The organism is Glaciimonas sp. GNP009, assembly GCF_054343755.1.
Window position 1 is genome coordinate 2,686,698 of the sequence record NZ_JBTGUV010000004.1, and the last position, 12,011, is coordinate 2,698,708.

The 12,011-nt window shown below is 48.9% G+C and carries 6 protein-coding genes, 2 tRNA genes and 3 rRNA genes; 7 read left to right on the top strand and 4 right to left on the bottom strand.

Translation table 11 applies throughout. The features are described from left to right. Positions 1-2 precede the first annotated feature (2 nt). Complete coding sequence (locus ACXX82_RS12665; RefSeq protein ID WP_458563035.1) at positions 3-764, bottom strand: ComF family protein; 762 nt, start codon at positions 762-764, stop codon at positions 3-5. A gap of 130 nt (positions 765-894) precedes the next feature. Between ACXX82_RS12665 and ACXX82_RS12670 the strand changes: the two genes are divergently transcribed. The 7 genes from ACXX82_RS12670 to ACXX82_RS12700 all read left to right on the top strand — a co-directional run bounded on the left by ACXX82_RS12670 (position 895) and on the right by ACXX82_RS12700 (position 8,032). Beyond that, entirely contained in the window at positions 895-1,881 is a 987-nt protein-coding gene (locus ACXX82_RS12670) for a methyltransferase domain-containing protein (RefSeq protein WP_323507027.1), read from the top strand. Between the two features lie 536 nt (positions 1,882-2,417). Further along, positions 2,418-3,950 (top strand): 16S ribosomal RNA (locus ACXX82_RS12675). A gap of 89 nt (positions 3,951-4,039) precedes the next feature. Further along, positions 4,040-4,116, top strand: a tRNA-Ile gene (locus ACXX82_RS12680). 21 nt (positions 4,117-4,137) lie between these two features. Next, a tRNA-Ala gene (locus ACXX82_RS12685) sits at positions 4,138-4,213 on the top strand. Between the two features lie 358 nt (positions 4,214-4,571). Continuing rightward, a 23S ribosomal RNA gene (locus tag ACXX82_RS12690) occupies positions 4,572-7,454 on the top strand. A 178-nt stretch (positions 7,455-7,632) separates the two neighbouring features. Then, a 5S ribosomal RNA gene (gene rrf, locus ACXX82_RS12695) occupies positions 7,633-7,745 on the top strand. Together the 16S, 23S and 5S rRNA genes with 2 tRNA genes alongside form the textbook arrangement of a ribosomal RNA operon. Before the next feature lie 65 nt (positions 7,746-7,810). Further along, entirely contained in the window at positions 7,811-8,032 is a 222-nt protein-coding gene (locus ACXX82_RS12700) for a hypothetical protein (RefSeq protein ID WP_458563036.1), read from the top strand. Between the two features lie 357 nt (positions 8,033-8,389). On the opposite strand, the gene ACXX82_RS12705 is transcribed toward ACXX82_RS12700, so the two are convergent. The 3 genes from ACXX82_RS12705 to ACXX82_RS12715 all read right to left on the bottom strand — a co-directional run bounded on the left by ACXX82_RS12705 (position 8,390) and on the right by ACXX82_RS12715 (position 11,997). Continuing rightward, positions 8,390-8,947: an acyloxyacyl hydrolase gene (locus tag ACXX82_RS12705; RefSeq protein ID WP_322240375.1), complete on the bottom strand. Its 558-nt coding sequence runs from the start codon at positions 8,945-8,947 to the stop codon at positions 8,390-8,392. Positions 8,948-9,344: 397 nt separating this feature from the next. Continuing rightward, positions 9,345-10,541 (bottom strand): M20 aminoacylase family protein, encoded by a 1,197-nt coding sequence (locus tag ACXX82_RS12710; RefSeq protein WP_458563037.1) that lies wholly within the window; start codon positions 10,539-10,541, stop codon positions 9,345-9,347. A gap of 169 nt (positions 10,542-10,710) precedes the next feature. After that, positions 10,711-11,997 carry an MFS transporter gene (locus tag ACXX82_RS12715; RefSeq protein WP_322235226.1) on the bottom strand — a complete coding sequence of 429 codons (1,287 nt, stop codon included), beginning with the start codon at positions 11,995-11,997 and terminating at the stop codon, positions 10,711-10,713. Positions 11,998-12,011: the final 14 nt, after the last annotated feature.

Sequence of the window (12,011 nt, forward strand, 5' to 3'; positions counted from 1 at the left end):
TTCTATTTAAGTAATGTTCGTGCAAAGACAATATTAGTGACACGGACGGCTCCGAAGCGTTTTAATGTACGCGCGAGCTCGTTTAGTGTTTCACCGGTCGTCATTACATCATCAATCACGCCGATATGGCGTCCGGAAATGAGTTTGACCGCTTGGGGCGGGACGGTAAAAGCATTGCGCAAGTTTTGGCGGCGCTTATGCAAGGCCAGCTTCGCTTGTGGCAGAGTATCGTGGGGGCGCTGTATTAAATTGGGCTGTAGAGAAATATTCAACAAGCGCGATAGCGGTTTAGCGATTTCTAAAGCCTGATTGAAGCCCCGTTTAGCGATTCGCTTTGGGCTGAGTGGGACCGCAGTTAATATATCAGGTAAATTGTTCGCTATAACCGGTCGGCGTAGTGCGGCATCGCGCAGCATTCTCGCAAATACTGGCGCGAGCGCCAATTGTCCACCAAACTTTAGTGTTAGTACGAGTTGGTCGCCGGGCGCAGCATAGTCAATCGCTACCACCGAAGCATCAAAAGCACGCTTTTGCTTCAGGCAGTCACCACACAAACCGCATAAGTCAGGCGTTTTTCTGCTAATGACGGGCAGAGGGTTTGCGCACTGCTGGCAACGTACTGTTTCATGTGAAAAATAGCTTTGATCGCAGCCGGCACAAATGACGTTTAGACCGATTTGACCGCACAACGCACAGCATGTCGGCAGCCCATCACGCAGAAGAGCGGGTATTTGTTGCGACCAGCGAAGTAGGGCTTTAAGCATCAATGGATCAGCGTATTTGGTTGAAATTGCTCTATATATGTTTGTGGGGACTTTTATGACGTACGTCGCGTAATTGTGCAACGGTGTAAACTAATGGAATTATCGCACTTCATTTAACCGACAGATTTTAATGCCAATCTCATCCTCTTCACCATCGTCACCCTCATCTAATAAGCCTTTGGCTTATGCTTTGAATGACGCAGCCTCCAGCGCTCCAATAGATTTGCATCGGGTACGCACATTATTTGCCGATCCATCCTGCGTGCGGGAGTCCGAATTTTTGCGCCGCGAGATTTCAACAAGAATGCATGAGCGCCTAGCGCTGGTTAAAATTTTGCCGAAACGTGTCCTCGACGCGGGATGTGGCGATGGGCCGGATATATATACATTGCAGCAGCGCTTCGCCCAAGCTCGCATATTAGGGTTGGATGCATCGTTCGGAATGTTGTCAGCAGCACAAAATCAGCAAGAGGCAGCGCAGTCTTCAGTCAATCGCCTGTTAAAGAAGTGGCTGCCTATAAAGAGTAGCAGCCTGGAATCGGACCTGCTCTGCGGTGACTTCGCAGCGCTACCGCTGGCGCGTGACGTTGTCGATTTGGTGTGGTCCAATCTGGCATTACATTGGCATCCGCAGCCAGATCGTGTATTTGCTGAGTGGCGAAGAGTCTTGCGAGTTGATGGATTGCTAATGTTTTCTTGTTTTGGTCCAGATACTTTCAAGGAGTTGCGTGGTGCGTTTGCGGCGGCAAATCCTGTGTCGCATATGCCGTTGTTACCGTTTGTGGATATGCATGATTTTGGTGACATGCTGGTGAACGTTGGTTTTTCGACGCCGGTAATGGATATGGAAACAATCACTGTCACTTATGACACGTTAGAGAAGCTACTGGCTGATGTGAAGTCCTTCGGTGGTAATCCTCTTGTAACACGTAGTCGTTCTTTGGTTGGTCGTGCGGCATGGCAGCGCGTAGTGGATGCGATTGAAGCGACGCGCAGAGCGGATGGCAAACTGCCGCTGACATTCGAAATTATTTACGGCCACGCCTTCCGACCAGCACCAAAAAAGACGGCTAATGGAGAGTCTGTAGTGCGCTGGGATTTGGATAAAAAAAGATAATTTAATTTATATTAAAAATTGCTTGCTAGTGTTGAGATGTGTTGCTATAGTTCGGCCTCTGTTGAAAACGACGCGAAATACTGAGTACGGCGCAAGCGGTGCGAAGGGCGAAATTGGAGGCGGAAACGAGGTTGTAAAGTGGGGTGTTTTGAGCGGTAGTTGTGAGTTGATTTGGTTTTAAATTGTTTCTAAAATGATTTAAAAAGAAGTTGACGAAAAGTTCGAAGTGCCACATAATCTCATCTCTCTGCTGCTGACAAACAAAACGCTTTGTCAGCGCTGCGAACACCGAGCGTAAGGTTGGGTGTGACGCCAAACAGAGACAGTTCTTTAACAATTAACAGCCGATAAGTGTGGGCGTTTAATGAAAGTGCAGCGTGAACTACTTCGGTGGTTTGCGTATAACTTAAAACATTAAATGTTCACAAAAGAAGAAAATAGGATATTTGCCTGAGTCAAATTGGGGAGATAGCCTGTCAGTATTTTGAGTGAGCGATAGCAGCGATGCTAGGCAGCAATGCCACAAAACAGAGATTAAACTGAAGAGTTTGATCCTGGCTCAGATTGAACGCTGGCGGCATGCCTTACACATGCAAGTCGAACGGTAACAGGGAGCTTGCTCCGCTGACGAGTGGCGAACGGGTGAGTAATATATCGGAACGTGCCTGGTAATGGGGGACAACTAGTCGAAAGATTAGCTAATACCGCATACGCCCTACGGGGGAAAGAGGGGGCTTCGCAAGAACCTCTCGTTATCAGAGCGGCCGATATCTGATTAGCTAGTTGGTGAGGTAAAGGCTCACCAAGGCTTCGATCAGTAGCTGGTCTGAGAGGACGACCAGCCACACTGGGACTGAGACACGGCCCAGACTCCTACGGGAGGCAGCAGTGGGGAATTTTGGACAATGGGCGCAAGCCTGATCCAGCAATGCCGCGTGAGTGAAGAAGGCCTTCGGGTTGTAAAGCTCTTTTGTCAGGGAAGAAACGGTCTTGGTTAATACCTGGGGCTAATGACGGTACCTGAAGAATAAGCACCGGCTAACTACGTGCCAGCAGCCGCGGTAATACGTAGGGTGCAAGCGTTAATCGGAATTACTGGGCGTAAAGCGTGCGCAGGCGGTTTTTTAAGACAGGTGTGAAATCCCCGGGCTTAACCTGGGAATGGCATTTGTGACTGGAAGGCTAGAGTGTGTCAGAGGGGGGTAGAATTCCACGTGTAGCAGTGAAATGCGTAGAGATGTGGAGGAATACCGATGGCGAAGGCAGCCCCCTGGGATAACACTGACGCTCATGCACGAAAGCGTGGGGAGCAAACAGGATTAGATACCCTGGTAGTCCACGCCCTAAACGATGTCTACTAGTTGTCGGGTCTTAATTGACTTGGTAACGCAGCTAACGCGTGAAGTAGACCGCCTGGGGAGTACGGTCGCAAGATTAAAACTCAAAGGAATTGACGGGGACCCGCACAAGCGGTGGATGATGTGGATTAATTCGATGCAACGCGAAAAACCTTACCTACCCTTGACATGGCTGGAATCCTTGAGAGATCAGGGAGTGCTTGAAAGAGAACCAGTACACAGGTGCTGCATGGCTGTCGTCAGCTCGTGTCGTGAGATGTTGGGTTAAGTCCCGCAACGAGCGCAACCCTTGTCATTAGTTGCTACGAAAGGGCACTCTAATGAGACTGCCGGTGACAAACCGGAGGAAGGTGGGGATGACGTCAAGTCCTCATGGCCCTTATGGGTAGGGCTTCACACGTCATACAATGGTACATACAGAGGGCCGCCAACCCGCGAGGGGGAGCTAATCCCAGAAAGTGTATCGTAGTCCGGATTGTAGTCTGCAACTCGACTACATGAAGTTGGAATCGCTAGTAATCGCGGATCAGCATGTCGCGGTGAATACGTTCCCGGGTCTTGTACACACCGCCCGTCACACCATGGGAGCGGGTTTCACCAGAAGTAGGTAGCCTAACCGCAAGGAGGGCGCTTACCACGGTGGGATTCGTGACTGGGGTGAAGTCGTAACAAGGTAGCCGTATCGGAAGGTGCGGCTGGATCACCTCCTTTCTAGAGTTTGCCCGGACATTAAGCGTCCACACTTATCGGTGTGTTAGTTAGAAGAAGAACAGTCATATTAGGAACGTGCTAATCAGGACGGGTCTGTAGCTCAGTTGGTTAGAGCACCGTGTTGATAACGCGGGGGTCGTTGGTTCGAGCCCAACCAGACCCACCAGTTATAGAGGTACGATTTAAGGGGGGCTTAGCTCAGCTGGGAGAGCACCTGCTTTGCAAGCAGGGGGTCATCGGTTCGATCCCGTTAGCCTCCACCATTTACTTTGCTGGGCACACCGCCTGGTGCATAAAGTAAGCGTAAAAAATCAAACCTAAGTCAGTATTTGCGCGGGGTAGTAGCGTGAAATAAAGCGATTTAGGTTTGATCTTTTTAAGATCATTGGCTGTTTGTTCTTTAACAATTTAGAAGAAGTAAAGATTCGTCTGCGCTACGACAGTAGTGTGGATGGGTATGATTGTATCAAATCAAAAAGTATTAAAGAGTTCTCAAAAGAGCATACGTAAGTATGCAAATGCGATAACACTTTGGATACGGCAAACGCTAAAGTAATACTCATAAGTAATATCCTATAACCGGTTTTTGGTCGTGAACGCGATCAGAGGCTAACGTTATAGGGACAAGTGAATAAGTGCACATGGTGGATGCCTTGGCGATTACAGGCGATGAAGGACGTAGTAGCTTGCGATAAGCTGCGGGGAGCCAGCAAACAGGCTTTGATCCGCAGATTTCCGAATGGGGAAACCCACCCTTTATGGGTATTGCATACTGAATACATAGGTATGCAAGGCGAACGTGGCGAACTGAAACATCTAAGTAGCTACAGGAAAAGAAATCAACCGAGATTCCCAGAGTAGTGGCGAGCGAAATGGGAACAGCCTGCACGATTTAGCATCAGCGATAATGGAACACTCTGGAAATAGTGGCCATAGAGGGTGATAGCCCCTTACATGAAATCGGTGGTGTGGAACTAAGTGTGCGACAAGTAGGGCGGGACACGTGTAATCCTGTCTGAACATGGGGGGACCATCCTCCAAGGCTAAATACTCGTAATCGACCGATAGTGAACCAGTACCGTGAGGGAAAGGCGAAAAGAACCCCGGAAGGGGAGTGAAATAGATCCTGAAACCGTGTGCATACAAACAGTAGGAGCGGACTTGTTCCGTGACTGCGTACCTTTTGTATAATGGGTCAGCGACTTACATTCAGTGGCAAGCTTAACCGTATAGGGAAGGCGTAGAGAAATCGAGTCCGAATAGGGCGTTCAGTCGCTGGGTGTAGACCCGAAACCAAGTGATCTACTCATGGCCAGGATGAAGGTGCGGTAACACGCACTGGAGGTCCGAACCCACTAATGTTGAAAAATTAGGGGATGAGCTGTGGGTAGGGGTGAAAGGCTAAACAAACTTGGAAATAGCTGGTTCTCTCCGAAAACTATTTAGGTAGTGCCTCAAGTATCACCATCGGGGGTAGAGCACTGTTATGGCTAGGGGTTCATTGCGAATTACCAACCCATTGCAAACTCCGAATACCGATGAGTGCGAGCTTGGGAGACAGACGCCGGGTGCTAACGTCCGACGTCAAGAGGGAAACAACCCAGACCGCCAGCTAAGGTCCCAAAGATTGGCTAAGTGGCAAACGAAGTGGGAAGGCTAAAACAGTCAGGAGGTTGGCTTAGAAGCAGCCATCCTTTAAAGAAAGCGTAATAGCTCACTGATCGAGTCGTCCTGCGCGGAAGATGTAACGGGGCTAAGCCAGTCACCGAAGCTGCGGATATGTACCTATTTATAGGTCATATGGTAGGAGAGCGTTCTGTAAGCCTGCGAAGGTGTCTTGTAAAGGATGCTGGAGGTATCAGAAGTGCGAATGCTGACATGAGTAGCGATAATGGGGGTGAAAAGCCTCCACGCCGTAAGCCCAAGGTTTCCTGTTCAACGTTCATCGGAGCAGGGTGAGTCGGCCCCTAAGGCGAGGCAGAGATGCGTAGCTGATGGGAAGCAGGTTAATATTCCTGCACCGTCGTGTGATGCGATGGGGGGACGGATCGCGGAAGGTTGTCCGACTGTTGGAATAGTCGGTTTTTGGCTCAGAGAAGGCTGTTAGGCAAATCCGGCAGCGTAATTCAAGGGGTTGAGACGAGTGAATTTATTCATGAAGCAATCGGAAGTGGTTCCAAGAAAAGCCTCTAAGCTTCAGTCACACGAGACCGTACCGCAAACCGACACAGGTGGGCGAGATGAGTATTCTAAGGCGCTTGAGAGAACTCGGGAGAAGGAACTCGGCAAATTTGTACCGTAACTTCGGGATAAGGTACGCCCCGGTAGCTTGACTGGCTCGCGCCAGAAGGGTGAAAGGGCTGCAATAAAAAGGTGGCTGCGACTGTTTAATAAAAACACAGCACTATGCAAACACGAAAGTGGACGTATATGGTGTGACTCCTGCCCGGTGCTGGAAGATTAAATGATGGGGTGCAAGCTCTTGATTGAAGTCCCAGTAAACGGCGGCCGTAACTATAACGGTCCTAAGGTAGCGAAATTCCTTGTCGGGTAAGTTCCGACCTGCACGAATGGAGTAACGATGGCCACACTGTCTCCTCCCGAGACTCAGCGAAGTTGAAATGTTTGTGATGATGCAATCTACCCGCGGCTAGACGGAAAGACCCCATGAACCTTTACTGTAGCTTTGCATTGAATTTTGAACCAATCTGTGTAGGATAGGTGGGAGGCTTTGAAGCGTGAACGCTAGTTTGCGTGGAGCCAACCTTGAAATACCACCCTGGTTTGTTTGAGATTCTAACCTTGGTCCGTTATCCGGATCGGGGACAGTGCATGGTAGGCAGTTTGACTGGGGCGGTCTCCTCCCAAAGTGTAACGGAGGAGTTCGAAGGTACGCTAGGTACGGTCGGACATCGTGCTGTTAGTGCAATGGCATAAGCGTGCTTAACTGCGAGACTGACAAGTCGAGCAGGTACGAAAGTAGGACATAGTGATCCGGTGGTTCTGTATGGAAGGGCCATCGCTCAACGGATAAAAGGTACTCTGGGGATAACAGGCTGATTCCTCCCAAGAGTTCATATCGACGGGGGAGTTTGGCACCTCGATGTCGGCTCATCACATCCTGGGGCTGTAGCCGGTCCCAAGGGTATGGCTGTTCGCCATTTAAAGTGGTACGTGAGCTGGGTTTAAAACGTCGTGAGACAGTTTGGTCCCTATCTGCCGTGGGCGTTGGAAATTTGAAGGGGGCTGCTCCTAGTACGAGAGGACCGGAGTGGACGAACCTCTGGTGTACCGGTTGTCACGCCAGTGGCATTGCCGGGTAGCTAAGTTCGGAAGAGATAACCGCTGAAAGCATCTAAGCGGGAAACTTGCCTTGAGATGATATTTCCCGGGAACTAGATTCCCCTAAAGGGTCGTTCGAGACCAGGACGTTGATAGGCTGGGTGTGGAAGCGTAGTAATACGTTAAGCTAACCAGTACTAATTGCCCGTGAGGCTTGTCCCTATAACCTTAGCAGGTTATAGATTAAGCTAATGAGATATGTGTTTGCCTGAAAAGTGCAATCATACCCAGCAGTGCGGTGACACACCCTTGTCACTGCACTGCAGTAATACAAAACTTTACTTCTTCTAGATTGCGTTGTTTGTTGCCCCATTGGGAACACACGACACTACAGTTTATGCCTGATGACCATAGCGAGTTGGTACCACCCCTTCCCATCCCGAACAGGACCGTGAAACGACTTTGCGCCGATGATAGTGCTGCAACCAGTGTGAAAGTAGGTCATCGTCAGGCTCTTATTAGAAAACCCTCTCCGAGTAATCGGGGAGGGTTTTTGCTTTGCAGAAACGATTTATGCAATGACAACACCCAACACCCAACACCCAACACCCAACACCCAACACCCAACACCCAACACCCAACACCCAACACCCAACACCCAACACCCAACACCCAACACCCAACACCCAACACCCAACACCCAACCCTCAACAACATTAACCGCGCATCAGCTACCCCGCGACCGGACAAGAGCCAGCAAGCCAAGCGCACTCAGCGCTCACGAGCAATATCTACTGTAATCTTCACATTTCGTGACACTCAGCCTAATCTTGAGATGCTTAGCTATGCGATCTCCTGCCGTCGCCATTGGCTACCATCTTCATTACCTACCCGCCGCTCTTCAGTACACCATTGGCAATCGCTTACCCATTAACCGTCACGTCAAATACCCCACACCAAAATAAACACTTTCCTGTAAGGCTTTACATTCTGTGCCAGTCTTCGGTGAACAACACTCCTGAGAGAGATACACTTCCACAGCAAAAAGGCCGCAAACCAAAATGGCGCGGCCTTTTTGCTAATAAATACATTAAATTTAAGCCTTGTCAGAGACTAAACTTTCCCTGCCAACAATAAACATTCGCCAGCGCTAACATTTAAAAGTGATAAGCCGCCCGGATTACAGCGAAATTTGCACCGCTATTGGGCTCCTTAATTCCACCATTAGAAAAATGCTGCAATTTCAGACCAAGGTCCAGACCATTGCTAAAGACATAGCCGACGCCAATGTGGTCACCGAACTCAAATGCTGTAGAAAAGCGACGGCTATTGTTATCGTATAAATGCGACATCAAATGCACGCCAATGCCAGCTTCGGCATAAGTACCTTTTTTATCATCTGCCTGAAAACGGAATACTGGAGTGAACCCGATATCTGTCATTTTTCTTTGCTGACCAGGTGCGTTCTGATACTGATTTTCCCGAAATTCAGTCAAACTCAAGTCCCAGTAACCGCCGATATGCGTGCCGTTTGATTGCCACCACTTGGTTCCCCAATCCCATTGAGTTGCCGCACGGACAAATTGGCTTTTGTTCCCAGTACCAACCTCGAGCGAAGCAGAGTCAGGTGTGTAATTGATTGCATAGGCCGCCTGTACACCAGCTAATAAGCATCCGATTGTAAGGATTTTGAAACCTATTCGTTTTTTATGCATAAAGACTTTCGACAAAGAAATATAAGAGGCAGGTAATGATCTACTAGGATGAGGCAAAATTAAATGGCGGGATGCGCTGCTAAATAATAGTTCAAAATCGAAATTTTTGCAGAATAAGTGATTATGTAGGCTCTTCAAAATACACGTCAATATTTAAAGTCATGGCGCGATCCTGAAGTGGCTTATTGCAGCCTGCACCAACGTATTTTAACGACGGATAGCGTTGCATCTTGCTATTGAAATACGGTATGCCGACAAATCTAAATGTGTAGAATTATCTATCAAGCGGACAAATCGTCATACCGGATTTGAAGACCTGATATGTAAAGTACGTCCCGAATTAATTTACATCAATCAATTAATCTCAACGCAGCTAAGCCACCAGCGAGGGCGTTGATCACTTCACCACCTGTAGATATGCTTCTGCTAGATTAACCCAGTAACTTGCCCCAATAGGGAGCAATTCGTCGTTGAAGTCATAGCTGGCATTGTGTAAGTTGCAAGGGCCGAGTCCATGACCGCCGTCGCGATGGTCGCCGGAGCCATTGCCGAGAAACACATAGCAGCCAGGCTTACTTTGCAACATGAAAGCAAAGTCTTCTGCTCCCATTGTCGGCTCAACCGTTGCATTAACGTTATCGGCACCAGACATCGACTGCATCACAGAGACGGCGAATGCCGTTTCTGTCGGATGATTGACTAGCGGTGGGTAATTACGGTGGAAGCGAAAGTCCACTTCAGCGCCAAATGCTGCGCCTGTGTGATGTGCAATATCACGCATCCGCTCCTCAATTAAATCGAGCACATCGACCGAAAATGTACGAACCGTCCCGATCAATGTAGCCTCATCTGGAATCACATTCGTGGCACTGCCCGAGTGTATTTGCGTGATTGAGAGGACTGCGGAGTCGTTCGGATTCACATTTCGGGCTACGATAGTTTGCCAGCTCTGAGCTATTTGTACGGCGATCATTACCGGGTCAACGCTCTTGTGCGGCTGCGCCGCGTGTGATCCTTTGCCTTTAATAATGACTTCAAACTCATTACTTGATGCCATCATTGGGCCGGGTGTTACACCGAATTTACCGGCGGGCATGCCGGGCCAGTTATGCATGCCAAATACCGCTTCCATAGGACATTGCACAAAAAGACCATCGTCAATCATGCGCTGTGCGCCAGCACCACCTTCTTCCGCTGGCTGAAAAATTAAGTAAACAGTGCCGTCAAAATCACCATGCAAAGATAAGTGCCGTGCGGCACCTAGCAGCATGGCGGTGTGGCCATCATGACCGCATGCGTGCATTTTCCCCTCATGTTGAGAGGCATGCGCGAAAGTATTTAATTCTTGTACCGGTAGTGCATCCATATCGGCGCGCAGACCGATCGCACGTTCACCGTTACCCTTTTTTAGAACACCAACTACGCCAGTAATACCCATTCCACGAATGACTGGTATGTGCCATTCTGTTAATTTTTCGGCGACTACTTCGGCTGTGCGTTGCTCTTTATAACAGAGCTCGGGATGGGCGTGTAAGTCGCGCCGGATAGCTTGAATTTCTGACTGAAACTGGATAATCGATTCGATCAACTTCATAGGTTTCTCCGCATTGTGGACATGGCATTGCCGCTACGACGGGCAATGCCTAAACCTAGATTAGAACATATAAAAAAGCCGGTACTTGCAAAAGCAAGTGCCGGCCAGGTCTATTCCTACCAATGTCACAGAACTTTTATGACAACAGATTAATTTCAATAGTATGAAATTAACGTAACCGCAACTTGTAACGTGCTGCAAGCGTTGCGATCACACTGAGTATGGCGCCAGCAATGACATAGAAAGTCACGGCGAGCTTGTTTTCAGTCGCGGCAATTAACCAGGTGATTGTCATGCCTGCAAAACCGCCAAAAATCATCACGGCGATGTTATAGCAAAGTGACATACCGGTGCCCCGCGTCTGAACTGGAAAGATATCCGATAGCAGCGCAGGCATGGATGCAAAATACATCGTCATTAAAATGCCGATGATGCCTTGCACTAGAAGCAAATTTAAAAAGCTTGGATGCGTCGATAAATAAGAAAATAAAGGATAGGTAAGGACCACAAACAGAATGCTGCTTGTCAGCATAAAAGGTGTTCTACCGTATTTATCGGATAGATGACCAACCAACGGTGAGAAAAGCATCATGATCACCCCGGCCATGATCGTTGCACTAAATGATGCAGTCGATGTCATGCCAAGCTGTTTTACCGCATACGTAGGCATGTAAATGACCAGGTACACCGACACGGTTGCCATGATGACGCTGCCCGTACCGATTAGCAGACGTTCTTTTTGAAATGTCATAATGTCGCGCAATGGCGTACTGGTTGCGCTGGCGGCCGAGAACTCAGGCGACTCTTCCAGGTTTTTACGGATGTAATAGCCAGCCGGTCCGATGAGCAAACCGAACAGAAACGGCAGACGCCATCCCCATCCTTCTAATTGCTCAGTCGATAATTGCGAGGACAATACAGCACCGAAGCCCGCAGCCAATAAAATACTCAGGCCCTGGCTGGCAACTTGCCAACTGGAAAAAAATCCGCGTCGATGCGGCGCATGCTCAACCAGAAAAGCGGTGGAACTTCCGAATTCTCCACCTGCTGAGAATCCCTGAATGAGTCGGGCCAATACAATTCCGGCGGGTGCCCAAAGACCGATCGAGGCATAAGTTGGCATGACGGCGATCATCAATGTGCCGATCATCATTAGCATGATGGAAAACGTCAAAGCAGCCTTGCGTCCGACGCGATCCGAGTACGCGCCAAGTATCACCGCACCAAGAGGGCGCATAAAAAAAGAAACACCAAAGGTTGCAAATGTGATCAGTAACGATACCGTTTGGTTCTCTGTTGGGAAAAATAGTTTCGCAATCGTCACCGCAAATGCACTGTAAATTAGCACGTCAAACCACTCCAATGCATTCCCAATTGAGGAGGAAATGACGGCACGCCAAGTTTGCGGATGATGGTCCGGTATGAGGGATGCGGAGCTACTTTCTTTAATGATCATCGGGGGTTCCTATC

Coding starts and splice junctions, on each gene's coding strand:
- ACXX82_RS12710 (WP_458563037.1), bottom strand. CDS start 10,541: ATGAAGTTGATCGAATCGATTATCCAGTTTCAGTCAGAAATTCAAGCT.
- ACXX82_RS12715 (WP_322235226.1), bottom strand. CDS start 11,997: ATGATCATTAAAGAAAGTAGCTCCGCATCCCTCATACCGGACCATCAT.
- ACXX82_RS12705 (WP_322240375.1), bottom strand. CDS start 8,947: ATGCATAAAAAACGAATAGGTTTCAAAATCCTTACAATCGGATGCTTA.
- ACXX82_RS12670 (WP_323507027.1), top strand. CDS start 895: ATGCCAATCTCATCCTCTTCACCATCGTCACCCTCATCTAATAAGCCT.
- ACXX82_RS12665 (WP_458563035.1), bottom strand. CDS start 764: ATGCTTAAAGCCCTACTTCGCTGGTCGCAACAAATACCCGCTCTTCTG.
- ACXX82_RS12700 (WP_458563036.1), top strand. CDS start 7,811: ATGACAACACCCAACACCCAACACCCAACACCCAACACCCAACACCCA.